21 protein-coding genes are annotated in these 25,031 nt (G+C 36.0%); 20 read left to right on the forward strand and 1 reads right to left on the reverse strand.

Translation table 11 applies throughout. The annotated features are described in order from the left end of the window. Nucleotides 1-49 precede the first annotated feature (49 nt). From rpsR to rlmH, 15 genes are all read left to right on the forward strand, one after another. The gene (gene rpsR / locus ACNQFZ_RS11660; RefSeq protein WP_003329747.1) at nucleotides 50-283 is read left to right on the forward strand and encodes a 30S ribosomal protein S18; all 234 of its coding nucleotides are present in this window, start codon (nucleotides 50-52) and stop codon (nucleotides 281-283) included. A gap of 131 nt (nucleotides 284-414) precedes the next feature. Beyond that, nucleotides 415-1,350, forward strand: coding sequence for a YybS family protein (locus ACNQFZ_RS11665; RefSeq protein ID WP_458411518.1), 936 nt, complete (start codon nucleotides 415-417; stop codon nucleotides 1,348-1,350). A 15-nt stretch (nucleotides 1,351-1,365) separates the two neighbouring features. Then, complete coding sequence (locus tag ACNQFZ_RS11670) at nucleotides 1,366-3,333, forward strand: DHH family phosphoesterase (protein WP_458411519.1); 1,968 nt, start codon at nucleotides 1,366-1,368, stop codon at nucleotides 3,331-3,333. Continuing rightward, nucleotides 3,333-3,782, forward strand: coding sequence for a 50S ribosomal protein L9 (rplI, locus tag ACNQFZ_RS11675; RefSeq protein WP_458411520.1), 450 nt, complete (start codon nucleotides 3,333-3,335; stop codon nucleotides 3,780-3,782). The genes ACNQFZ_RS11670 and rplI overlap by 1 nt, the downstream gene beginning before the upstream one ends. Nucleotides 3,783-4,102: 320 nt before the next feature. Beyond that, on the forward strand, nucleotides 4,103-5,458 hold the full coding sequence (gene dnaB, locus ACNQFZ_RS11680) for a replicative DNA helicase (protein ID WP_458411521.1): 1,356 nt from the start codon (nucleotides 4,103-4,105) through the stop codon (nucleotides 5,456-5,458). A 167-nt stretch (nucleotides 5,459-5,625) separates the two neighbouring features. Then, on the forward strand, nucleotides 5,626-6,918 hold the full coding sequence (locus tag ACNQFZ_RS11685; protein WP_458411522.1) for an adenylosuccinate synthase: 1,293 nt from the start codon (nucleotides 5,626-5,628) through the stop codon (nucleotides 6,916-6,918). A gap of 308 nt (nucleotides 6,919-7,226) precedes the next feature. Beyond that, nucleotides 7,227-8,693: a peptidoglycan DD-metalloendopeptidase family protein gene (locus tag ACNQFZ_RS11690; RefSeq protein ID WP_458411523.1), complete on the forward strand. Its 1,467-nt coding sequence runs from the start codon at nucleotides 7,227-7,229 to the stop codon at nucleotides 8,691-8,693. A gap of 444 nt (nucleotides 8,694-9,137) precedes the next feature. After that, complete coding sequence (gene yycF, locus ACNQFZ_RS11695) at nucleotides 9,138-9,842, forward strand: response regulator YycF (protein WP_458411524.1); 705 nt, start codon at nucleotides 9,138-9,140, stop codon at nucleotides 9,840-9,842. Nucleotides 9,843-9,847: 5 nt separating this feature from the next. Next, a complete protein-coding gene (walK, locus tag ACNQFZ_RS11700) occupies nucleotides 9,848-11,671 on the forward strand; it encodes a cell wall metabolism sensor histidine kinase WalK (RefSeq protein ID WP_458411525.1) in 1,824 nt (607 codons plus the stop codon). Next, on the forward strand, nucleotides 11,668-12,996 hold the full coding sequence (locus ACNQFZ_RS11705) for a YycH family regulatory protein (RefSeq protein WP_458411526.1): 1,329 nt from the start codon (nucleotides 11,668-11,670) through the stop codon (nucleotides 12,994-12,996). The genes walK and ACNQFZ_RS11705 overlap by 4 nt, the downstream gene beginning before the upstream one ends. A gap of 1 nt (nucleotide 12,997) precedes the next feature. Further along, nucleotides 12,998-13,813 carry a two-component system regulatory protein YycI gene (locus ACNQFZ_RS11710; protein WP_458411527.1) on the forward strand — a complete coding sequence of 272 codons (816 nt, stop codon included), beginning with the start codon at nucleotides 12,998-13,000 and terminating at the stop codon, nucleotides 13,811-13,813. Continuing rightward, on the forward strand, nucleotides 13,797-14,591 hold the full coding sequence (locus ACNQFZ_RS11715; protein ID WP_458411528.1) for an MBL fold metallo-hydrolase: 795 nt from the start codon (nucleotides 13,797-13,799) through the stop codon (nucleotides 14,589-14,591). The genes ACNQFZ_RS11710 and ACNQFZ_RS11715 overlap by 17 nt, the downstream gene beginning before the upstream one ends. A 202-nt stretch (nucleotides 14,592-14,793) precedes the next feature. Further along, nucleotides 14,794-16,014 (forward strand): S1C family serine protease, encoded by a 1,221-nt coding sequence (locus ACNQFZ_RS11720; RefSeq protein WP_458411529.1) that lies wholly within the window; start codon nucleotides 14,794-14,796, stop codon nucleotides 16,012-16,014. Nucleotides 16,015-16,196: 182 nt separating this feature from the next. Next, on the forward strand, nucleotides 16,197-16,352 hold the full coding sequence (locus ACNQFZ_RS11725; protein ID WP_458411530.1) for a CxxH/CxxC protein: 156 nt from the start codon (nucleotides 16,197-16,199) through the stop codon (nucleotides 16,350-16,352). 83 nt (nucleotides 16,353-16,435) lie between these two features. Further along, entirely contained in the window at nucleotides 16,436-16,915 is a 480-nt protein-coding gene (gene rlmH / locus ACNQFZ_RS11730; RefSeq protein WP_458411531.1) for a 23S rRNA (pseudouridine(1915)-N(3))-methyltransferase RlmH, read from the forward strand. A gap of 140 nt (nucleotides 16,916-17,055) precedes the next feature. Here rlmH and ACNQFZ_RS11735 read toward each other — a convergent pair whose 3' ends face one another. After that, the gene (locus tag ACNQFZ_RS11735) at nucleotides 17,056-18,672 is read right to left on the reverse strand and encodes a hypothetical protein (RefSeq protein WP_458411532.1); all 1,617 of its coding nucleotides are present in this window, start codon (nucleotides 18,670-18,672) and stop codon (nucleotides 17,056-17,058) included. Between the two features lie 397 nt (nucleotides 18,673-19,069). Here ACNQFZ_RS11735 and ACNQFZ_RS11740 point away from each other — a divergent pair, with 397 nt between their 5' ends. The 5 genes from ACNQFZ_RS11740 (at nucleotide 19,070) to ACNQFZ_RS11760 (ending at nucleotide 24,584) form a co-directional block, all read left to right on the forward strand. Next, on the forward strand, nucleotides 19,070-20,212 hold the full coding sequence (locus tag ACNQFZ_RS11740; protein ID WP_458411533.1) for an ABC-three component system protein: 1,143 nt from the start codon (nucleotides 19,070-19,072) through the stop codon (nucleotides 20,210-20,212). Then, nucleotides 20,191-20,703, forward strand: coding sequence for a three component ABC system middle component (locus ACNQFZ_RS11745; protein ID WP_458411534.1), 513 nt, complete (start codon nucleotides 20,191-20,193; stop codon nucleotides 20,701-20,703). The genes ACNQFZ_RS11740 and ACNQFZ_RS11745 overlap by 22 nt, the downstream gene beginning before the upstream one ends. After that, nucleotides 20,700-22,631, forward strand: a complete 1,932-nt coding sequence (locus tag ACNQFZ_RS11750; RefSeq protein WP_458411535.1) for a DUF3732 domain-containing protein — start codon at nucleotides 20,700-20,702, stop codon at nucleotides 22,629-22,631. The genes ACNQFZ_RS11745 and ACNQFZ_RS11750 overlap by 4 nt, the downstream gene beginning before the upstream one ends. A 224-nt stretch (nucleotides 22,632-22,855) precedes the next feature. Continuing rightward, nucleotides 22,856-23,161 (forward strand): hypothetical protein, encoded by a 306-nt coding sequence (locus ACNQFZ_RS11755; protein ID WP_458411536.1) that lies wholly within the window; start codon nucleotides 22,856-22,858, stop codon nucleotides 23,159-23,161. Next, nucleotides 23,130-24,584: a hypothetical protein gene (locus ACNQFZ_RS11760; protein WP_458411537.1), complete on the forward strand. Its 1,455-nt coding sequence runs from the start codon at nucleotides 23,130-23,132 to the stop codon at nucleotides 24,582-24,584. Before ACNQFZ_RS11755 ends, ACNQFZ_RS11760 begins: the two co-directional genes overlap by 32 nt. Nucleotides 24,585-25,031: the final 447 nt, after the last annotated feature.

Below are 25,031 nucleotides of genomic sequence, written 5' to 3' on the forward strand. Positions count from 1 at the left end.
AAGCTGGACAGATGAAAAATAAACACAAAGGAGGGAATTTAAGATGGCAATGGGTGGAGCTCGTAAAGGTCGCACTAAGCGTCGTAAAGTGTGCTATTTCACAGCAAACGGAATTACACACATCGACTATAAAGATGTTGACTTATTAAAACGTTTTGTTTCAGAGCGTGGTAAAATTTTACCTCGTCGTGTAACTGGAACATCTTCAAAATACCAACGTAAATTAACAACAGCTATTAAGCGCGCACGTCAAATGGCGTTGTTACCATACGTAAATGATTGATACCAAAAAGGCAGCAAGATTGACTTGCTGCCTTTTTTTCATAGCTATGTATGGGCGACTAGTCTACTATATTGAAAACACACCGGTAAATGCCTAAAATGGAACATAAAAGGGTTGTAAGAGGTGAAGCTGTGAATTTAATTCGTTCAATAACTGAAGGGGCAGTAGTAATAGCGTTATATTGCCTTTTTTTACTAGCGGTTTTATTTTTACCAGTGATAGGGATCTTGTTTATTTTCATTCTTCCGGTTCCTTTCATTTTTTATGCTGCACGCCACACATTTAAAAGGGGACTGCTAACACTCGTTGTGTCCTTACTCATTACATATATGATTGGCTCCACTGCCTCGCTTCCGATTACGTTCATTTTTGGAACAACAGGGCTTGTCATGGGATATATATATTCATTAAGGAAGAGTGCTTTTGAAGTTTTAATTAGTGGGAGTCTCAGCTTTTTAGCAAACTTTGTGCTACTGTTCATTATCACAAATGTATTCTTTCATATTAATTTTATCGAAGATACAAAGAACACGATGTATCAGTCGTTAGAAGTGGCTGAAAAAATGATGACACAGCTTGGTGAGCCAACAAAGCAATTTGAGTTGATATACCAATCCATCGGAATGATTTCTTATATTGTACCGAGTGCAATGGTCATTACAAGTGTGTTCTTGACCTTTATCGCACAGCTATTTGCAAATCAAATTTTAAAAAGATATACATATAATAGTACACCATTTCCGCCACTTAGACAGTGGTCATTCCCAAAAAGCATCCTTTGGTATTATTTGATTGTCACCATTATTTTTATGATGGGTTTAGTAGAAGAAGGTACAATTTCTTTTATAATGATTCTAAATCTGTTTATTGTTCTTGAAATTATTATTGCGATTCAAGGATTTTCCTTTATCTTTTTCCAATTTTATAGAAAAGGAAAATCAATCACGGTTCCGATTATCATAGTAGTTGTATCTTTGATTATGCCTTTTCTACTGTATATAATAAGAATCTTAGGTATAATTGATTTAGGGTTTGATTTGCGAAAGCGCATGAAGGACCCACAATGATGTGGAGATGAAGATATGCCGAATTCTATTAAAAAACGATGGCGAAGTATTCCGTTTATCCTCTTCCTAATATTATCGATTATCATGATGGCTGTAATTGCTTATTATCAATGGATAATCGGAATTGTTGTTTTCCTCATCATGGGAATAATCGTTTATTATTTGCTTAGATATGAGCTTCGTTTATATGAAGAGATGGAGAATTATATTTCGACTTTATCCCATCGCGTCAAAAAAGTAGGCGAAGAGGCGCTGCTGCAAATGCCGATTGGCATCGTTTTATTTAATGATGAGCACCAAATTGAATGGTCAAATTCTTATTTGGCATCTGTTCTCAAAGTGGAAACATTAATAGGCCGTCATTTAAATACCGTTTCTGAAGGAATAATGACGGTATTAAAAGGCGAAGGTGATATTGAAACACTAACGCTACAGGATCGGAAATTTAGAATTCATATTATCCGCGAAGAAAAGCTGTTATATTTCTTTGATATAACAGAACAGTCGAAAATTGAAAGATTGTATGAGGAAGAAAAAACGGCGCTCGGCATCGTTTATTTGGATAATTATGATGATATTACCCAAGGTATGGATGACCAGACAAAGAGCACGATTAACAGCAAAGTGATCTCTATTTTAAACAACTGGGCCAGCAGGCATGGCATCTTCTTGAAAAGAACATCATCAGACCGCTTTGTTGCTGTTTTTAACCAGCGAATTTTAAATGAATTGGAAAAGACAAAATTTGATGTATTGGATGAAGTCCGTGAACTAACATCGAAACAAATTTCGTTAACACTAAGTGTAGGGGTGGGAACTGGATCGTCGATTCTACCAGAGCTTGGAGCACTGGCGCAATCGAGTCTGGAGTTGGCACTAGGCAGAGGCGGGGATCAGGTTGCTATTAAGAGCCTAAGCGGCAAAGTCAAGTTTTACGGCGGTAAAACGAATCCAGTGGAAAAGCGCACACGGGTCAGAGCAAGAGTTATTTCCCATGCTTTACGTGAATGGGTATTAGCGAGTGATAAGGTATTAATTATGGGCCATAAATCGCCTGACATGGATGCCATCGGGTCGGCGATAGGAATCCTCAAGGTTACGGAGGCAAATGAAAAAGATGGCTTTATTGTCATTAATGAAAACGATATTGATTCCGGTGTTCAGAAACTAATGGCTGAGGTAAAAGTTAAGCATGAACTGTGGCAAAGGTTTATTGGTCCAGAAGAAGCGTTGGAAATTGCGACAGATCACACTTTATTGGTCATTGTTGATACTCATAAGCCGTCGATGGTTATCGACCAGCGCATATTGAATAAGTTGGATAATGTGGTCGTCATTGATCACCATCGCCGTGGTGAGGAGTTTATTGAAAACCCTGTCATGGTGTACATGGAGCCTTATGCTTCCTCAACTTCAGAGCTTGTAACGGAGCTTTTGGAATATCAACCGAAAACGTTAAAGATTGATATGTTGGAATCAACCGCACTGCTCGCTGGTATCATCGTTGATACAAAAAGCTTTACCTTGCGTACCGGGTCACGGACGTTTGATGCTGCCTCTTACTTACGTTCCCATGGAGCGGATACCGTATTAGTTCAAAAGTTTTTAAAAGAAGACTTGGAGCAATTTATTAATCGCTCAAGGCTCATTGAAAATACACAAATTTATAAAAAAGGCATTGCGATTGCAAAAGCGGGTTCAGAGCAAATGTTTGGTCAAGTATTAATTGCCCAAGCTGCTGATACATTATTATCAATGAATAATGTGGTTGCGTCTTTTGTGATTTCTAAAAGACAAGATGGTAAAATAAGTATTAGTGCACGCTCTCTTGGTGATGTGAATGTGCAATTAATTATGGAGAGTTTAAATGGCGGTGGCCATTTAACAAATGCAGCAACCCAAATTGAGGGTAAATCAATAGTTGAAGTTGAAAAACTATTAAAAGAAGCCATTGATGAATATTTAGAAGGGGGAAAAAAGTAATGAAAGTCATTTTTTTACAAGATGTAAAAGGTAAAGGAAAAAAAGGTGAAATCAAGAATGTTGCCGATGGATATGCCCATAATTTCCTTTTAAAGAATAATTTTGCCCTTGAAGCAACACCCGCAAATATGAAATCATTAGAAGCGCAGAAGAAAAAGCAAGATCGTGAAGCTGCTGAAGAATTACAAGAAGCAAAGGTGCTAAAAGAGCAGCTTGAAAAGCTAACAGTTGAGCTTTCCGCAAAGTCTGGCGAGGGCGGCCGCTTATTTGGTTCCATTACTTCAAAGCAAATTGCCGATGAGTTAAACAAAGCCCACAAAATTAAAATTGATAAACGAAAGTTAGAGTTAGATGATGCAATTCGATCACTTGGAGTAACAAATGTACCTGTAAAGCTTCATCATGAAGTGACAGCTACATTAAAAGTGCATGTAAAAGAAGTTAAATAACTATAATCTATATAAAAATATTCCACAAGCCGATTATTGCTTCCTAAAGTGATTGGACACTGCAATTGGGTTGTTTCTAGCAAGTCTCTAAGCGGACACGAATAAACATCTGGGTACTTCGGGGAAGTGAGACTATATTCATGTTTATCCGCTTAGAGACTTGGATTGTATATAATCACAACTCTGTGACTGTGTCCAATCAAACTCGGTCGCAATAATCATCTTATGGAATATATATTTTCATATAAAAAAGAGGCTGCTCCAACTAGATGGTCAGTCTCTTTTAAAATTGAGTTTCATTGAAAGGAGCAATGTTGTTTATGAGCGATCTTTTTACTGACCGGACACCGCCCCATAATCTTGAAGCAGAACAAGCCATTATAGGGGCTATTTTCCTTGAGCCATCGACTTTAACAACTGCTTCAGAAATATTAATGCCGGATGACTTTTATCGTTCGGCACATTCAAGGATATTCTCAGCTATGCTCGATATATCTGAAAAAGGGGAGCCTGTTGATATTGTTACAGTGACTTCTGAACTTGCTGACCGTAAACAGCTTGAGGAAGTTGGCGGGGTTGCCTATTTAAGTGAATTAGCAGATGCTGTACCAACAGCTGCAAATATTGAATATTACGCAAAAATAGTAGAAGAAAAGTCCATTCTAAGACGGTTAATCCGTACAGCAACGGTAATCGCAACAGAGGGCTATAACAACGATGATAATGTTGAATCATTATTAAATGATGCAGAAAAATCCATCCTTGAAGTAGCCAATCGAAAAAATACGGGCGGTTTTCGCAATATTAAAGATGTATTGGTCAATGTCTATGACAACATTGAGGTGCTTCATAACCGAAAAGGCGATGTTACCGGGATTCCTACCGGCTTTGTCGATTTAGACCGAATGACAGCGGGGTTTCAACGCAATGACTTAATTATCGTAGCAGCTCGTCCTTCTGTTGGTAAAACGGCCTTCGCTTTAAATATTGCGCAGAATGTTGCAACAAAGACAGATGAAAATGTGGCCATTTTTAGTTTGGAGATGGGCGCTGAACAGCTTGTCATGCGTATGTTATGCGCGGAGGGGAATATTAATGCCCAGTCCTTAAGAACAGGAAAAATGACGGAGGAAGACTGGACGAAGCTGACAATGGCGATGGGGAGCCTTTCAAACGCAGGCATCTATATTGACGATACTCCAGGGGTTCGTGTTAATGAAATACGTTCAAAATGTCGAAGATTACAACAGGAACACGGTCTTGGGATGATTTTGATTGACTATTTGCAATTAATTCAAGGCAGCGGTCGTTCTGGCGAAAACCGCCAACAAGAAGTATCAGAAATATCAAGGTCCCTAAAAGCGTTAGCGCGTGAATTAAGTGTACCAGTCATAGCCTTATCACAGCTTTCCCGTGGTGTTGAACAGCGTCAGGACAAGCGCCCGATGATGTCTGACATTCGTGAATCAGGTAGTATTGAGCAGGACGCAGATATTGTTGCCTTCTTATACCGTGATGATTATTACGATAAAGAAACTGAGAACAAAAATATTATTGAAATCATTATCGCCAAGCAGCGTAACGGCCCTGTAGGAACGGTGGAGCTTGCTTTTGTTAAAGAGTATAATAAATTTGTTAATTTAGAACGACATCGTGATATGCAACCTAGTGCCTGAGCATTAGGTTGTTTTTTTACGAACGAAAGATATATGTTTTATAAAATTGTTCGTGTTTAATTGACTTTAAAGTTGTATATTGATACACTTACTGTTGGTTATTATTTTACACATTTATCAATAGAAATATTAGTTTACCGTTTTTTATTTTTGGAGGTGCAAAAAAAATGTCTTCAGTTGTAGTTGTTGGATCACAATGGGGCGATGAAGGAAAAGGAAAAATCACGGATTTCCTTTCTCAAAATGCAGAGGTTGTTGCAAGATATCAAGGTGGAAATAACGCAGGTCATACCATTGTTTTTGGTGGGAAAAAGTATAAATTACATTTAATTCCTTCAGGGATTTTCTTTAGCGAGAAAATTTGCGTAGTTGGTAATGGAATGGTAATTGACCCTAAAGCTTTAGTAGAAGAATTACAATACTTACATGAGCAGGGTATTAATACTGATAATTTAAGAATCAGCAACCGCGCCCATGTTATCCTACCTTATCATCTAAAACTAGATGAGTTAGCCGAAGAGAGTAAAGGTGCTAACAAAATAGGAACTACGAAAAAAGGAATCGGACCAGCTTATATGGATAAGGCTGCCCGTATCGGCATTAGAATAGCTGACTTATTAGACCGTGAAGAATTCGAGAAAAAGTTAAAGCAAAACTTGGAAGAAAAGAATCGAATTCTTGAAAAGTTATATGATGCAGAAGGCTTTAAACTTGAAGATATTTTAGATGAATATTATAACTATGGACAACAGTTTGCAAAATATGTTTGTGATACATCTGTTGTTTTAAATGATGCCATTGATGAAGGCAAGCGTGTATTATTTGAAGGTGCACAAGGGGTTATGTTAGATATTGACCAAGGTACATATCCGTTTGTTACATCATCAAATCCAGTTGCTGGCGGTGTTACAATTGGTTCTGGTGTGGGCCCTACAAAAATTAATCATGTCGTTGGTGTTTGTAAGGCATATACTTCTCGCGTTGGTGATGGTCCATTCCCAACCGAGCTTCATGATGAAATAGGGCATCAAATCCGTGAAGTTGGTCGTGAATACGGTACAACAACAGGCCGTCCTCGCCGTATTGGTTGGTTTGACAGTGTCGTTGTCCGCCACGCACGCCGTGTTAGCGGTATTACTGATCTAGCATTAAACTCAATTGATGTTTTAACTGGCTTAGAAACAGTAAAGATTTGCGTTGCTTACAAATATAAAGGAGAAGTCATTAAAGAGTTTCCTGCAAGCCTAAACGTTTTATCAGAATGTGAGCCTGTATACGAAGAAATGCCTGGCTGGACTGAAGATATTACTGGTGTAAGAAAACTTGATGATCTCCCTGAAAATGCGCGTCATTATGTTGAACGTGTAGCACAATTAACAGGAATACCACTTGCTACGTTCTCTGTTGGTCCTGATCGAAACCAAACAAATGTTATTCGTAGCGTATACGGACCACGCTAAAAAATAAATTAATAATGGGACTGTCCTAAATAGTGGACCAACCACATATAGTAAGAAGTGCTGTTTATTCGGTATATGTGGCTTGTCTCCTTTATTTAGTGCAGTCCTTTTTTATTGTTAGATTGAAAACATTAAAAATGTGTGGATGTTGGTTTCGAGTGGTTTCGACAAATTCTAGGATTTTTCTAGAATTTTTAATGAATTTATGGTAAAGTAAAAAAGGTATGAAATCCATCACAATTAATGGGAAAATTTTGAATTTTATTTGTAGGAAAGAAGGAGTAGGAAGAAATATAGGAGGAAGACTCGTGATACAAATTTTACATAAAATAAAGACGAATATGACGCGTGTTTTTAAAACACCGCACTCGAATAAATCAGTGGTACTTAAAAGAGCGATTATAACAACCTCTGTTATTGCCTCAATATCAATTGGATCTGTATATGCATCGAATGATAAATATGAAAATGCAAATGTAAATACTGTATATCATATTTATCATAAAGGAGAATTGCTTGGCACAGTAAGTGACAAAAGTGTAATTAATAGTCTCCTAGGGGAAAAATACCAGAAGGCAATGAAGGTTTATCAAGATTATGAGTTTGCAAAGGAAGAGCAAATATCATATGTACCTGAAAAGGTTTTTACACCTGTGTATGATAATGAAGGGGCTGTTCAACAGGTACAACAGGCATTCAGCGCCATGGCTAGCGCAGAGGCAATTATGGTTGACGGCAAAACGGTTGCCTTTGTATCTAATAAAGAAGAGGCCGAGCAGGTCATCAAGCGAATAAAGATGAAATATGTTCCAGAAGAAATTCTAACTAAGCTGGCGAATGGCGCAGATAAAGTCGAATATAACGACTTATTCATTAAAGACGTTCGTATAAAAGAAAATGTTACATATTCAGAAGGGAAAGTTTTTCCGGAAGATATTTTATCAGTAGACGAAGCTGTAAAGTTATTGAAAGTTGGTACTCTTCAAGAAAAGAAGCACGTAGTTGCGGAAGGGGAAGTTTTAAGTCAAATTGCTAATAGCTATGACCTAACTTTAGATCAATTAATTCAGCTTAATCCAGGTCTAGATGAAGACAAACTTATACATATTGACGATGAGTTGAACGTAACAACACATGTGCCATTAGTTACTGTTGTTGTTGATATGGAAGCTGTTCGTGACGAAGTTATTCCTTTTGAGATTGAAGTAAAAGAGGATAACACTGTTTTCAAAGGAACAACAAAGGTAGCGCAAGAAGGAGCAAATGGCGAAAAGATCTCAAAATATAATATCGTGAAAGAAAATGGAATGCTTACCCAAAAGGTAATGGTCGGCGAGACTATTGTGAAAGAATCTACAAAGAAAGTAGTAATTAAAGGTACAAAAGTGATTCCTTCCCGTGGAACAGGGGATTTAAGTTGGCCAACCATTGGCGGCTATATTTCAAGTCCAATGGGCTATAGATGGGGGAAACAGCATAAAGGCATTGATATTGCAGGTCCGAGGGACCGCAGCATTTTGGCAGCTGATAACGGCAAAGTTGTATCAGCAGGCTGGGATGATGGCGGTTATGGAAATAAAATTGTAATCAACCATAACAACGGAATGAGGACAGTTTATGGCCATCTAGCAAAAATTGAAGTAAAGGTTGGTCAAACTGTATCCAAAGGCCAAGAAATTGGTATTATGGGCTCTACCGGAAATTCAACAGGCCTTCACTTGCATTTTGAAGTATATGAAGACGGCGTACTAAAGAATCCACGTAAAGAATTATAGAATAATAGAATACTAGATAAAAAGAGGGGCTTCTCAGGTTGTTACAACTGGGAAGGCCTTTTTTATTTTAGGAAAAGTTATATTCCAGCAGTCGATTATTGCGACCAAGCTTGATTGGACAACGTTCAAATATTAAAGGTTAGATAGCTACTAAGTTTTTATGCGGACTAACACGAATACAGTCTCACCTCCCCGAAACACCTAGATGTTTATTCGTGTCCGCATAAAAACTTGCCTTATACATAATGAACGGATTGTCCAATCACCTTAAGGAGCAATAATTGGCTGTTGGAATATCTACCTGAACCAAATATATCCGTTGCTGGACCAATCAGGATATAACTAACAATATCTAACAAACAGCAAGTCAATGGATGCTTAAAAGTCACAGACATGATAAAGTAAAGTAGGAAACTTCTATAGGAGTTTGAAGGAGAGAAGACGATGGAAAAGCACATTTTAGTTGTTGATGATGAAATGCCAATCGCTGACATTTTACAATTTAATTTAGAGAAAGAAGGCTATAAGGTCACTTGTGCTTATGATGGATTAGAGGCGCTTCGTAAAGTAGAAGAAGTAAAACCAGACCTTATCTTATTAGATATAATGCTCCCTCATAAAGATGGAATGGAAGTTTGTCGAGAAGTAAGAAAAAAATATGAAATGCCAATCATTATGTTAACAGCAAAAGATTCAGAGATTGATAAAGTTTTAGGACTGGAGCTTGGGGCGGATGATTATGTCACGAAACCATTTAGTACAAGAGAGCTAATTGCCCGTGTAAAGGCCAATTTACGGCGACGCCAGCAAGATGGCGATAAAGGGAGCAGTGAATTGACAGAAATCATCATCGGTGCTCTCACCATTCATCCAGATGCTTATTTAGTCACAAAAAGGGGAGAGCCAATTGAACTGACGCATCGTGAGTTTGAGTTAATCCACTATATGGCTAAGCATATCGGTCAAGTAATGACTCGTGAGCATCTCTTACAAACGGTTTGGGGCTATGACTATTTTGGCGATGTCCGGACTGTTGATGTAACTGTAAGAAGGCTTAGGGAGAAAATTGAAGACCTCCCAAGCCATCCAACATGGATTATCACGCGCCGCGGTGTCGGTTATTATTTGAGAAATCCAGATCAGGAGTAGTAGAAATGAAAAAAGTCGGTTTCTTTAAATCGATCCATTTTAAATTTATTTTAATCTATGTATTGTTGATTTTATTTGCAATGCAAGTCATCGGTGTTTATTTCGTCCGAGAACTTGAACAACAGTTGGTTGATAACTTTACAGAATCAATCAACGAGCGGATTCGACTATTAGTCTATAATATTGGGCAACAGATGGATGAACAGCGAAATGGACGAACGTTGCAGCTTGAAGAAGAGATTAATGTAATTTTACAGGATTTCCTTTCAGATGATATTTCGGAGGTTCAAGTTGCAGATAGCAGCTTTCGTATTATCGGCATTTCAGATCCAAATAATCAAGGCATGATTGGCCGAAGGACAACAGAGGTTCGGGTGAAGAAGGCGATTATTGGGGAAGCTGAGTCGGAGAATATCTTACTTGATCCAAGAACTGGAAATCGGATGTTCGTTAGAGCAATCCCTATTAAGTCTAGGGATGAAGTCATTGGTGGAATGTATGTCGTTGCCTCGATGGAAAGGGTTTATGAACAAATGCGGGTTATTAACGGCATTTTGGCTTCAGGAACAATTATTGCCTCGGTAATAACTGCTTTACTGGGCGTCTTTGTAGCTCGAACAATTACAAGACCGATTGCTGATATGAGAAAGCAAGCTTTGGTATTGGCAGAAGGGGACTTTTCCAGGAAGGTTAATGTTTTTGGAAAAGATGAAATAGGGCAACTGGCGGAAACCTTCAATGAACTAACGCATAAGCTTGAAATTGCTCAAGAAACAACGGAAGGAGAAAGGCGTAAATTAAGCTCAGTCCTATCCCATATGTCTGATGGTGTCATCGCAACAGATCGGGATGGTCATATCATCTTAATGAATGAGCCTGCTGAAAGGATGTTGAATGTTTCACGTGAAACAGTACAGCATACATCAATTATGGCGCTCCTTAATATTGACGAAAATGAAATACTTGAAAAACTTCAAGATAACAAGGATTCTGTTTTACTAGACTTAAGTGAAAATAGAAATAAATATATTTTACGAGCAAATTTTTCAGTTATTAAGGATGACCATGATAGCCCAACTGGGTTAATTGCCGTATTGCAGGACGTTACAGAACAAGAGGCGATTGAACAAGAACGGCGTGAGTTTGTTGCCAATGTTTCACACGAACTTCGGACACCACTGACAACGATGCGCAGCTATTTGGAGGCCCTTGCAGACGGTGCTTGGCAAAACGAAACACTTGCACCGCGATTTATAGATGTTACGCAAACAGAAACAGAGCGAATGATTAGACTGGTAAATGACCTTTTACAGCTTTCAAGATTAGATAGTAGAGATTATCAACTTGTTAAGAAAACGATAAACTTCACGGCGTATTTCCAACAAATTATTGATCGTTTTGAAATGAGCAAAGAAGATCAATTTACCTTTGAGAGGGCATTTTCTCATCGTGAACGATATGTAATGATTGATAAAGATAAAATTACCCAAGTACTAGATAATATCATTTCTAATTCTTTGAAATACTCTCCTGAAGGCGGCAAAGTGAGATTTGAATTATTACAAAAGGGAAATATTCTCCATGTAAGAGTATCTGATGAAGGAGTTGGAATTCCAAAGTCGGACTTACCAAAGGTTTTTGACCGTTTTTATCGTGTTGATAAAGCAAGGTCAAGAAAAATGGGAGGTACCGGACTGGGACTGGCCATCGCCAAGGAAATTATTGAGATTCATGGTGGGGAAATATGGGCAGATAGTGAAGAAGGAAAAGGTGCAACAATTGCTTTTACACTTCCTCTTGAAAAGGCAAGAGAGGAGGGGCATTCATGAAAATGAATCGGGAGAAGGCTAAATCGATTGTACTTGCATTACTTGTATTCTTAAGTCTCATTTTATCCTGGGGCTTGTGGACGTTTCAGCCGCAATATGACTTCAGACATAAAAACAATCCAATACAAACTGTAACCATTGGTGAGAAAAGACAGTTTAATGAAGTGATTAAACCACTTCAATTTATGTACCACCAAGGTGGGCTTCATTATCAACTATCTGATTATGTACTCGCAAATAAAGTTTACGAAGCGGTCATGAATTTAAATGTAGTAAATTATGAACATATTACTTTTTCTTCAAAGGAACAGCGGGAGTCAATATTATTTCGCGAGAGCAGCCTTGAGTTAATCTATCCCGTCAATCTGCCAATAAATATTGTGAACTACATTATGAAACCGGTTAGACAAGAATGGAATCTTAACTATTTTGACCGCATTGTTGTAAATTTCTCAAAATCTCCTGCTATTTATTTTGTCTCAAGTTCCTTAGATCAGGCGATTAAATTGAACATTGAAGATAGTGAAATAAACAATATTAAAGAACAATTAGCAACGGGCGTCATCGAGGTAAGTGGGTCCCCGTATTTTACAATTAGGGGCAATCATGGCCAAATTTTGTACTTACCGGAGAAAAGGGTTACTGTAAAACAACTGACTTTTTCAACGGAAAATATACCTTCTACCGATTTTAAAAATGCATTGTTCAGTGATCCAAATGGTGTAAAACAATATAGTTTGAACAATGGTGAGGAATCATTTACTGATGGTACGAGGGCATTGGCTATTTCAAAAAATCAGGGGATGATGAACTTTATTAATCCAGCAAATCCTGAAGTGTATGAATTAGACTCGGAGGAAATGATTTTAAAATCAATTGAGTTTATTAATGATCATTCAGGATGGACGGATTCATTTTCGCTGATGGACTGGAGTAAAACAAATCATACGGTTAGCTTCCGTTTAATGGTAGGTGGGTCCCCGGTTTTTAGCCAAAATGAATCAACTTCAATCAATGAATCGTGGCGTGATAATGAAATTTACGAATACACACGCTCGCTTACTAATTTACGATTTAGTATTACGAACGAGCAGAAAACGGTAATTTTGCCATCTGGCAGGGAATTGCTTAGCTATTTAACACAGATGAAACCAAAATTTTCTTTGAATTCTTTAGAAGCTGCATTAATTGGATATGACTTTGTGAAAGAAAATAAAAAAACATCAATGATGGCAACCGTTCGGCCCATATGGTATATAAAATATGACGGAAAATGGGAAGAGATTGTAATTCCTTCTACTTCTAAAGGACAAGGGGGAAGCTAGAATGGATTGGAGTAGAACAAAGACAATTTTTATTCTAATATTTCTTGTCCTTGATTTATTTTTAGCCTTTCAAATCATTGAAAAAAGAACGACCGCTGAGCTTGAGTATATTACTGAATCAACAATTGAAGAACAGCTGGAAGCGGATGAAATTACGTATGCCAACCTTCCTAATGAAGTGGACCGGGAATCATACATTAGTGGGGTTAGAAAAAAGTTCATTCCAAGTGATTTTTTAAAATTAAAAAACCAAACTGTATCTAATATAACGGAGGAGTGGATTACTTCGAAGTTTACGAAGTCAATCTCTCTGCCTGAAAAAAATGTAGAAGCTTTCTTACGTGATTTCTTAAAGGAAAATGTTTATTCCGGAAGTTCTTATGTGTATTGGGGTCGGGACAAAAAGGCAAATAAGCTGCTATTTTTCCAAACCTATAGAGGAAGACCGCTTTTTTTAAATGAACAAGCTATGCTTTCGATTAAGTTGAACAAAGCAAATGAAATAGTCAGTTATGAGCAAACAATGCTGACGGGTATTAAGGAAATTACAGAAGAAGGATCCAAGCAGGAAATCTTACCTCCTTTAAAGGCCATTGAAAATTTATATTATAACGATTATTTGACATCTGGCGGACATATAACAAAAGTAGAATTAGGGTATTACAAAAATGTTCCAATATCAGGAGATGTTCAAATTTTCGTTCCAACATGGCATGTCGTTTTAGATCATGACCACAACTTTTTCGTCAATGCAATTGATGGACAAATTTTTCAATTAATACAAAGTGGAGTTGGAGAAAATGAGTTTGCATTTTAGTGTACTAGCCAGCGGCAGTACAGGGAACGCTTTTTATATTGGAACAGACAAAGCCAAACTTCTAGTTGATGCAGGCTTTAGTGGAAAGCAAATGGAACAGCTGATGGATACAGTAAACCTAAATCCTAAGGAGTTGGATGGTTTATTAGTAACCCATGAGCATAGCGACCATGTAAAAGGCTTAGGAATATTAGCTAGAAGATATAAGCTGCCTATTTACGCAAATAAGAAAACATGGGAGGCGATGGAGGGCTTAATTGGCGCCATTCCGACTGAACAAAAATTCATATTTGATGCCGGGACTATTAAAACGTTTGCCGATATCGATGTGGAATCATTTGGTGTATCACATGATGCAGCAGAGCCGATGTTCTATTGTTTCCATAGCGCCGGGAAAAAAGTGACGATCGTAACGGATTTAGGTTATGTAAGCGATCGAATTAAAGGAACGATTCGCAATTCTGATGTATTTATTTTTGAGGCAAACCATGATGTTGAAATGTTACGAATGGGACCCTATCCATGGAATGTAAAGCGCCGCATCCTTAGTGATGTTGGCCATGTTTGCAATGAGGATGCCGGCTTGGCATTGGCCGATTGTATCGGCGACAAAACAAAGCGTATTTATTTAGCACATTTAAGTAAAGATAATAACATTAAGGACTTAGCAAGAATGACTGTATCGCAAACCTTAACCGAGAAAGGCTTTGCTGTTGGAGAAGACTTTAAGATTTATGATACAGATCCAAAAGTGCCGACAAAACTGCAAGTGGTATAGAAAAGCGAAAGCACCCGTCTAGCGACGTAAAAACTGGAGCTGGACAATGAAAAGCGATAACCGCTCGGTTTGCCGTTGCATACTGCTGAGGCTTGAAGTTAAAAATGAACTCATTTGTGCAAATAAAAATATGAGTAGCAACAGCAAAGATTACACATCCTAGAAAATATCATTCATCAGTGAAAGGATTGGTGAATAATCAGTGGGGTATTATGACCAGGATTATGAAAATAAAAGGATGAAAGGCAACCGGGGAGGATTCTTTCTGCCAACCCTTGTTGGTGCAATTTTAGGGGCATTAATTGTTATTTTTACAATTCCTGCCTTATCAAAGTATGATGTTCTCCCGTATAATTTAACACCAAAAGGGGCCGAAACAGAGCAAGCTGCTGGAACTGGGCCACAGGGGAATGTCGGTCAAGCACAAAATGTAAATGTTAATATCACTTCAGCAGTTACAGATGCTGTCAACAAAGTATCCGATGCTGTTGTTGGCGTTATTAATATTCAACAAACTGGGTTTTGGCAAGATACTAGTGAGGTAGGAAGTGGATCTGGCGTCGTTTATAAGAAAGAAAACGGCAAGGCCTACATTGTTACAAACAATCACGTTATTGCAGGAGCCACACAGGTGGAAGTTAGCCTATCTAGTGGTGAGCGTGTTCCAGCGAAAGTACTTGGCAGCGATAAGCTTATGGATTTAGCAGTAATCGCAATTGATGGATCTAAAGTAAAAAAGGTAGCGGAAATTGGAAGGTCTGAAAATTTAGAGGTTGGTCAACCAGTATTAGCAGTTGGTAATCCACTAGGAATGGAATTCTCTGGATCCGTTACCCAAGGGATTATTAGTGGGGTTGAAAGAACGATTCCACAAGACTTTGACGGGGACGGAAATCCTGATTGGCAGGCTGAGGTAATCCAAACAGATGCCGCAATTAACCCAGGAAACAGCGGTGGAGCGCTTGTAAATATTGAAGGCCAGGTCATTGGGATTAACTCCATGAAGATTGCTCAGGAAGCGGTTGAAGGAATAGGATTAGCCATCCCAATTGATAGTGCAATCCCTGTTATGGGGGATTTGGAGAAGTTTGGTGAAGTACGCCGACCATTTATGGGAGTTGGCTTACGGTCATTAAATGAAATTCCTAGCTATCATTGGCAACAAACATTAAAGCTACCTAAGAATATAGATAAGGGTGCCTTTGTTGTGAGCGTTATGCCAAATTCACCGGCATCTGCAGCGGGATTAAAGGAATTGGATGTAGTCGTTGAATTAGATGGTAAACCAATTGCCGATGTTCTCGAACTACGGAAGCATCTGTATAAAGATAAGAAAATTGGCGACGAGATGGATATCACATTCTATCGTGAAGGTAAGTTAATGCATACAAAGATGAAGTTAGTAGAACAGAAAACATCATAAAAGTGTAAGTAAAGGGGGCCGTGCATCCACAAGTTATTCCCATTGTGGATAAGTGGGCCTCCTTTTTTCCGTTAAATAGGATTGTGGATTGTGTCAAATCATGTAAAATAGTGGGTGTGGATTGTGGATAAAAGATAGTGGCTTCGATTAAGCCAAAAATTAAAAAGTGAGGATGAAAAAATATGATTAAATGCTGTGAAGAGCATGTTGAGCTAGCATTAGATATCATTGTAGATGAATATGAGGTTGCACCTGTAATTGAAAAAATAACAGAAGGTGACTTATCAACAACCTGTGAATATTGTCAAAATAAGGCGGTATATGTTGTATCGAACTGATATTCGTCCACAAAATACAGGTAGCACATTGTGGATATGTGGATAATTTTTGTGTATAACTTGTTTATAGTAGGGGGATAAATGTGAATATCTCAATTTTCTGTGTAGGGAAGCTAAAGGAGAAATACCTAAAGCAAGGTATTGATGAATATCTGAAAAGATTAGGTCCATACGCAAAAGTGGAAGTAATTGAAGTAGCAGATGAAAAGGCACCAGAAAATTTAAGTGGAACAGAAATGGAGCAGGTAAAAGACAAGGAAGGGGAACGAATCCTAGCAAAAATCTCCGATGATACATATGTCATCATATTAGCTATTCAGGGTAAAATGCTTTCCTCTGAGGAGTTGGCTCAGGAAATTGATCAGCTGGCAACGTACGGCAAGAGCAAAATTGCCTTTATTATCGGCGGATCATTAGGCTTAAGCAAGGCAATCGAAAAGCGAGCCAACCATGCCTTGTCCTTTTCAAAAATGACATTTCCGCACCAGTTGATGCGGCTTGTGTTGGTGGAGCAAATTTATCGGGCATTTCGGATTAATCGGGGGGAACCGTATCATAAGTAAATGAGGTTCGATAGTTTCTAATAAATAGTCTTACTAATTGGTTAAAAAAACGATAACTCCCAAATTATGAATTACCCCCTTTCCTTGATGAAGAGGGGGTTTTTTAGTTGTCATTACCAAAAACAATATTTGTAAAATCGTTAGGTTAGTTCCTTTAGATAATATTTTTCTAAAATATTCACAAATCCAGTAGAATTCCGCATACTACCCAAATTTTCATGTGATTTAATAAGGGATAACAGTTTCTTTCTGTCATAGTAGCAATCGACACTGTTGGGTTTAAGTTTACTTTCATTGGTTTTTTCAAGCCATAACTCGGCTTCTTTTGAGAAGTTTCCAGAAGTTATATAACATGCTTTTATTTTTGATTTGTCATAGCCAAATGGGGCTAAAGGTATTGAACACTTTACTTTAGCATGGGGAAGTGTTTTCCCAAAAAACCATTTTACTGTATTTTTTGTCTTATTATCCCCTAGATTAATAATCGTGGTATTCTTAAAGCCCTTCAGTTCAAAAATAATTATTTCTTCGTCCCGTTGAACAATTACATCGTATTCATAGGGCTTAATAATTTTTGAATGCTCTATTCTGCTGTTATGAGGGAAAAGGTTTGATATTACTACATACATTAAAGATTCAAACAAATCACCTTTTAAGTTCTGCATATTATCTAAATGACCAGTCTCATCCATTAACTTTAGTGACTTTTCAACATTTTCTACAATATCATTTGAATCATTTTCAGAATGAACTGGTTTTGCAAAAGACATTTGGATGTAATCTAAGCTTTGAATAAGTTCAGTGACTCTTTTTCCAAAAATACTCTGTAATGAAAAGTGTAGGAGATTTAATCTTTTGATTTCATTTATTACATTTTCATCGATATCTACATAAAAAATGATTGGGAGCACTTTTCTTACCTCAGACTGAGTACTATTTCTAACAGATTGTATTCGATTATAAAAACCATCTAAATCTTCTTTTAAATATTCTCTATGAATTAAAATATCTAATATTACTAGTGTTTGTTTATCTTTTCCCCCAACATTTATCGAAAATCCCGTTGTGTTAGTGTAGGTACAGACGTCCCATAAGAAGTCGTTATGTTTAGCACCTATTGAGGGATTATCAACGCGTCTGTATAAAGGAGATTCAGAGTTAATAAAATTATGCTCTCTCAACCAACGTAAAATGTCTGGAATGAATATACTATCAAGGCGCATCTTTTCATAGTGGCGCTTCATTAATCCCTTAATCTGCGGACTATCTTGGAGATCTTTTATTGCAATATATGATATGTCTCTTTCTTCGTCCTTGATGGCAAAAATAAAATCCTGTGTTATCAGTTCTTTTATTTCTTCATCTAACTTAGTAAGTTTATATCTATCAATGTTTTCGATGGGAGTAGCAGCAGCCTTCCTAGCTTCATAGAATGACAAAAGGTTTCCTTCCTTTTTTAGCAAGGATAAAACCCTATACATTGAGGGTTTATAAACTTTTGAGAGTTGAATAAGAGTTTCTAGGTTTAATTGATTATCATTTGCCATGTACACATACTGACCATTCCTAAACTTAAATGGATGACTACTTTTAATTAAATTTTTTTTAACTGCTCTTCTAATTAGTTGCCTTGCATAATCTCTAGTAATGTTAATCTTCTCACAAAGAATAGAAATCAGTTCAGTTGCTGCTAGAAATTTGTTGCCTTCAGAAAATATTTCTGTAATAGTAATTTCCCATGAAAGGTGATCACTCATCGAGAGTACCTCCGAATAATATATTTATCTAAATATATCACTAATCTAGCAAAGTTGTCACGCTGCCCTTATTAAAATATTATTCTTTTAAAATAAATAATGACTCTAAAAATTTCTGAAAATATAGTAATAGCAGTGATTGTAACTTCAGAAAACAAATAAAATCTGTCACAGTAAATAACAAAGTTTAGATCCAACAATTATATCTATTTTAGGAAGAACTTCATTTTTTTATGTTTCCAACGACAACCTTCGTTTATTCAAGTAAGGTAATTCAAGCAATTTAATGGAGGGAATTTCCAAGAGGATGTTGAATAAGGGAAAAAGTGCAGGAAATTAACGATGTATTGTCGAACCTTTAGTCATAACTTCTAGTACAAAGGAAGTGAATTAATCGTTGTCTCCTAAAATGGCAAAACAGAAGAATGATGATACAAAAACTAAGTTAGGTGATATCTACCACTACTATGTAGTTCTTTCTTATTGTCTCGAACTTCAAGAGAATGAAACCATTCTGGTAGAAAAATACGGTGATATTTCCATAGAATCTGAAGAGGATTCTAAAAACATTGAGGTCAAGCGTCATCAAGATGAACATATATTGAGAGATCGTCAGATTGATTTTTGGAAGACCGTGAGAAACTGGGTGACATATCATCAAAATATGCGAGATTTTAAAAAGTTAATATTATATACTACCTCCACCTTGGGAGAGAAGAGCAAACTGAAATCATGGAATTCGGTTAGAGCTTATGAAAGATTAAGAATCTTGGTTGAGATTGGACATGAAATGAAGAAGGCAGAAGAAGGACTTCGCCCAATCTATGATTCTATTTTTAAACATGATGTTGAAATTATATTAACTATCCTTGAAAAAGTTGAGCTATATACGAACCAAACAGATATCGTAGATATTGAAAAAAAAATAATGAAAAATAGCTTTTTTAAAAGCGTTAAGAAGAATGACAGGAAGCCTTTTATCAATAGTCTAATGGGTTACATACTAACTCTTCCTGTAAATAAACCACATAAATGGGAAATCTCTTGTGAGGATTTTGAATCGCTTGCTTGTGAAGTTAGGAATAGATTTACGAGTACATCTGGTGGTCTTCGTTTACCACCTAACATACCAAATACCCCTCAAGATGAGGAAAGTTTTAAAAAAAGGAAATTTGTTCGGGAAATTAAGGAGATAAGATATGACAGTAAAATTCCCAGTGCAATTTCAAATTACTGGAGGGCGCAACAAGCAATTTTCTATTCTTCCATAGATAATCCAACTTTTAATGTGGATTTGGGTGAATTTCAAAACGACATAAAGGATTCATTAGTTGAGTTCAAAACTTCTTTTCAAGATGAATGTGATGATAAAGATCCAGAAGATATTATCTATAAATCAAAAAAGCTGTATGATAAAGCGATGGAAATGCCAGCCAATGGTTACTATTCAGTTAAACCTAATCGACCATTTTTTCAGAGAGGAATCATCCATAAATTGGTTGAGGAAAGGGGATTTTCATGGAACGTTTTGAGGAAATGACAGAAGAGAAATACGAATATGTTGACCATATTCAGAACATTACCCTAAATCCATTTTTCATGAGCAGAATCATTCATGCATTTATTTCAGGTTATGAAAAATCAGCTGTTCCTTTTAACTTAATATATATCGTATTACCAATTATTTACTATCGTCCATCTCGAAATTTATTAATAACAGCACAGAGTAGAAGTTCTTTAAGAACTTTGTTTGTAGATGATGTAGAAAAGGCTGCTGCATTAGGTGGTCTTCAAGAGAGATTATTTTATTTTTATACTTTGACGAATCAGTCCTTTATCGTAGCTGCAAATGAAGGAAGAGTGCGATTGAATTCTAATGGGATGATTGAGCTTTCTCAAAAGATTGATTATAGAGAAATTCTGAATAAAAACGTTAGGGACTTTATTAGAGCAGCTCGCTACTTAGGATTACTATGTTCGAAAATGGAAGTCTCAAATGTATATCGTCTGCTGGGGGTAACTCTTCTATGAATGTTTATATTAAATCCATTCTCACCTTTAATAAGGAAGGCGAGAAAAGGCATGTTGATTTAACTGATGGGTTGAATGTAATAACTGGAGAGTCTAAAAGCGGTAAAAGTGCATTGTTAGAGATAATTGATTATTGTCTTGGAAGTTCAAAATCAACTATTCCAAAAGGTGAAGTAACAAAATTCGGACAACTATTTGCGCTTATTCTTAAATTCCCGAAGTATCATTTAATTGTAGCTCGGAAGCAATTTGATGATGAAGGTAATAGGAAAATGTATTTGTATCGCACTTCCCAAGATATAATACCAAAAGAATTATCAATGGAACTATTCACTGAAGAGTATGAATTGAATTTGAAGCAAGGAATAATTGAACTAGGAAAAGAGTTTGGTATCGCAGTATCTAATTCAACTGAAAACATTGATGCAATAAAAAATGAACCAAGACCAACAGTAAGAAATATGACTTCTTATATGTTTCAACATCAAAATTTAGTAGCAAGTAAATTTGCCATTTTCTACAGATTTGAGGATTCTCAAAAGCGGGAGCAAACAATTAAGCAGTTCCCAGTCTTTGCTGGGTGGGTAGATCAGCTATATTATAATTATCGATTAGAGCTAGATGAACTATTAAAACAACAGAAGCGTAATGAAAAATTACAAGAATCGTATAGTAAATCAACTGAGAAAATCAGAAGAGATTTGCTGGATACATTTAAACGTTATTATATGCTGGTCGGCAAGACTTTGGATGATAATTTATCCTTAAATAAATTGCTAAGTTTAAGAAAGAGTCTACCTGACTTTACAAGAGAAAGTTATTTATCTGAAGAAATGGAACGTAGATACGAAAAATTGAAAATCCAACGTGAAGAACTGAAGCAGAAGAGATATGATATTGAAATGAGCATAAGTAATTTAGAGCTAAGTCAAGGGTACGGACAAACCTATTCTTCTAATTTAAAGTCTCTTAAAGCTATATTAAATCATTCTCTTCATGATAATGATTCATATGACTGTCCATTATGCGGTCAAGGGGTTAAAACTCTGTCACATAAAATTATTTCAATAAATGAATCAAGAAGGTGGCTCGTTGAAGAACTTGCTAGTGTTAAAGGCCAAGGAAATGAATTTCATTTACAAATTCATAATTTGAATATTAAAAAAGAAAAGATAAACGATGAAATTAGAAGACTTGGGAATGAAATTAGTAGAATTGAAGCAATTACGGATAGATGGAAGAAAACAAAGCAGCTGGATAATGAGGTTGTATATGCAAGGGCTGTAATTGATATAGAGTGCAAAAGAATTGAAGAGCAGCTTGTTAATCTTCGTAAAAGTGATGATGAATCGGATGTTCGGGTTAATGAACTTAAAAGACACATCGATGGCTACAATTTAAAATCATATTACTCACAAGCAGAAACATTTTTTAAAAAAAATATCAGTAGAGTTATTGAAAAGTTGGATTATGAAGAAGAGTTTAGGCCAGCTGATATGAATTTCTTATTAGAAACCTTTGATTTGTATCATCATGATAAGGAAAGTAAGGCTAGAGTATATCTCAGTGAAATGGGGAGTGGAGCTAATTGGCTCGCTTGTCATGTAAGTCTATTTCTAAGTTTCCTTCACTTTTTTGCAGTACAGAAAAAATCAGCTATACCGTCAATTCTATTCCTTGACCAACCAAGCCAGGTTTATTTCCCTGAGAAAATGTTTGTTGATGCAATAGAAAAGTCGAACGATGTCCAAAAAGTGGAGCAAATTTATAAAACAATCCTAGAAGAAATTGATTTGATTGAAAAAACAGCTCATTTTAAACCACAAGTCATCGTAACAGACCATGTAGGCGAACTGGACATTGAAGGATATAAGTTTAAAGATTATCTACGTAAGAACTGGAGAGGTAATAACAATAAGTTCATTTAAGATTACACAGAGTTGATTTAGAGGGAAATTTAATGGAAGAAGTTGCTCTTCATATTAATGGACTTAATAGAAATTGAAAACTGAAAAAAATCTATATCCTAAAAATAATAAAAGGTCGCCTATTCACTTGTACTATATGTGTCAAGCATTTGCTAGTAAAAGTATAAAAGCCTGTAACTCAAATTTGATTAATGTGGAGAGTTTAGGAATGGAGTTAATTTAAAGTGATGAACTTTTCCAATTTGACTAATTTATATAAGATTGATTTAATTATAGAATTTGGCGAGACCTCTATTATGCAAAGAAATGATATTGATTTATTAATTGTTTCGGATGACTTTGATGATATGTTTATGCATAAGAGGAGAAATTTGGTAAAAGGGTGCATTGTTTCAGAGCTTGTAATAGATCCCATTTGTATTACGTTAGAGGAATTTGAAAGATTTCAAAAAGGGAATAGTATTTTCGCTAAGCAAATTCTAAAAGGGGCAATTTTATATGATTCAAGAAATAAAGGAGATATTACCTAAACTTGCTAAAGAGGTTCATCAGTTAATCCTAGATAATACGGATAATAGAGATCTAAATATGAAGAAAAAGCAATTAATCGGAGAAGCAGCAATTTCGTTTAGTAGGCTCTTCAATGCTGAATATATTATGGCTCATGAAAGAGTCCTAATGGAGAGAGCATTCATAAAAGCATTTCATTTACTTTATGATGATGAGGCGCTCTATTATTTTTCAAGCTTTTATTACGCTTATCGTAATGTTAAAGATAATGATTTACATCAACAGCAAATAGTGTTAATGAAAACCAATTTAGATACAATGGCCATGCTGTTAAAAGTGTTAGCCGTCGAAAAAAGGTTTACAATTTTGGGAACTTCTTTAGATAATTGTTTTTTCACTCGGATAGAAAGGTTTATATGGGCACTAGAATTTATAATAAATAAAGAAGAGGAAGAGCTTTATATACCTGGTTTATATAATATTTGTAATATACATCAAACTTTAATTCGTTATTTACAATGTGGAGATAGTAAATATAATGATTTGGTGAAAGAACAATTAAGAAAATTACATTCTTTGCTTTTATCGTACGGTCAAAATGAAAAAATAAATAACCTATTAAGTGGAAACCTACAATTACAACTTTTCAACGAGGGACAAAAGTATTTGTATTCTGAACTAAATAATCAAGGGTATAAACTTGAAGTTTCTTTAGAAGATATTGATTCATTAAATAATGAGCAAAAATTGAGGGTGCTAACAAGCTTATTTGTAATAGATAAAGAATTATTTAGTGAAAAATTTGAACTGATAATTGAAGATATTATTGAAAAAGTAGACTACATGAATGACCTTCAAAAAGTTTTATTATTGAGAGTTATTGGTGATTATTTAGTCTATAACGAGGAGAAAGACCTGATTGAACTTAATTTGGTGGAACCTTTCGAATCAATTGATATAGTAGATTATATGATGTCCACCTTTAAAAAGTATTCGTTAGTTGGATCTGTAGACGTAACTGAAGAGGATTTGACCACATTACAATCCTTAGGTGACCAAGAGCTAAGAACTAAAGTAGCAGAAGTTATTTTAGGGGCGGATTCAGCAGAACTGTTAAGGGAATCTAAAAAGCCACATGGCGTTTTTGAGATTTCTGATATGGAAGTTAAGACACGTTATAGAGGAAAGCGATTATTTTTATGTATGCCTTTCAAGAGTGGAAAAGAAATAAAGAGTAAATCGGTACCCGTTGAAATATCATATCAAATTGTTAGACCATTTATTGAATTCAAAAAATGTGTTGTAATTTTTATTACAGCGAAGAAATGCTCTGAAAATTTAATGAATTATATAAAGAAGTTACAGGACCATTTAGGGTGGCCTATAGGAGTTATTGAGGAAAGACAATTAGCTGCTCTATTAAAGACAAATGGGAAAATCTAAGTAAAAATCAAAGTCGCCTCTATTATGGGGGCAACTTTGATTTTTACTTAGATTTCTATTAGAACAATTATTTCTCTAATAGCATCTTTTTCTAAAGTATCAGCGATTCTCTCAATATGGCTAAAATTTATATTTTGTATCTTTTGATAAGCTAATTCGCTTAAAGCAGCATGGCGTATGGCAGGTTAATCAAACGAAATTATTCTTAAAGTAATATCGTATGTTATGAAAGATTCTTATTTAGAGAATAATTTTAAAGCTGTATAGAAGATCAGAATTATCAATAGTAATATCAAATAAATTAGTTGGGAAATTTGATGGGAGTGGAGTAACCTCATTTATATACATCGCGGTGAACCGTATCATAAATAAATGCGGTTTTTTTTTACATTAAGGTCCATGAACGAAAGGAAGTAATTACCCTCCGAATTCATATTACTGAAAGAG

Source organism: Schinkia acidoalkalinis (genome assembly GCF_054301215.1).

Coding starts and splice junctions, on each gene's coding strand:
- rplI (WP_458411520.1), top strand. CDS start 3,333: ATGAAAGTCATTTTTTTACAAGATGTAAAAGGTAAAGGAAAAAAAGGT.
- ACNQFZ_RS11710 (WP_458411527.1), top strand. CDS start 12,998: ATGGATTGGAGTAGAACAAAGACAATTTTTATTCTAATATTTCTTGTC.
- ACNQFZ_RS11705 (WP_458411526.1), top strand. CDS start 11,668: ATGAAAATGAATCGGGAGAAGGCTAAATCGATTGTACTTGCATTACTT.
- rpsR (WP_003329747.1), top strand. CDS start 50: ATGGGTGGAGCTCGTAAAGGTCGCACTAAGCGTCGTAAAGTGTGCTAT.
- ACNQFZ_RS11725 (WP_458411530.1), top strand. CDS start 16,197: ATGATTAAATGCTGTGAAGAGCATGTTGAGCTAGCATTAGATATCATT.
- ACNQFZ_RS11735 (WP_458411532.1), bottom strand. CDS start 18,672: ATGAGTGATCACCTTTCATGGGAAATTACTATTACAGAAATATTTTCT.
- yycF (WP_458411524.1), top strand. CDS start 9,138: ATGGAAAAGCACATTTTAGTTGTTGATGATGAAATGCCAATCGCTGAC.
- ACNQFZ_RS11670 (WP_458411519.1), top strand. CDS start 1,366: ATGCCGAATTCTATTAAAAAACGATGGCGAAGTATTCCGTTTATCCTC.
- ACNQFZ_RS11715 (WP_458411528.1), top strand. CDS start 13,797: ATGAGTTTGCATTTTAGTGTACTAGCCAGCGGCAGTACAGGGAACGCT.
- ACNQFZ_RS11685 (WP_458411522.1), top strand. CDS start 5,626: ATGTCTTCAGTTGTAGTTGTTGGATCACAATGGGGCGATGAAGGAAAA.
- ACNQFZ_RS11760 (WP_458411537.1), top strand. CDS start 23,130: ATGATTCAAGAAATAAAGGAGATATTACCTAAACTTGCTAAAGAGGTT.
- dnaB (WP_458411521.1), top strand. CDS start 4,103: ATGAGCGATCTTTTTACTGACCGGACACCGCCCCATAATCTTGAAGCA.
- walK (WP_458411525.1), top strand. CDS start 9,848: ATGAAAAAAGTCGGTTTCTTTAAATCGATCCATTTTAAATTTATTTTA.
- ACNQFZ_RS11750 (WP_458411535.1), top strand. CDS start 20,700: ATGAATGTTTATATTAAATCCATTCTCACCTTTAATAAGGAAGGCGAG.
- ACNQFZ_RS11745 (WP_458411534.1), top strand. CDS start 20,191: ATGGAACGTTTTGAGGAAATGACAGAAGAGAAATACGAATATGTTGAC.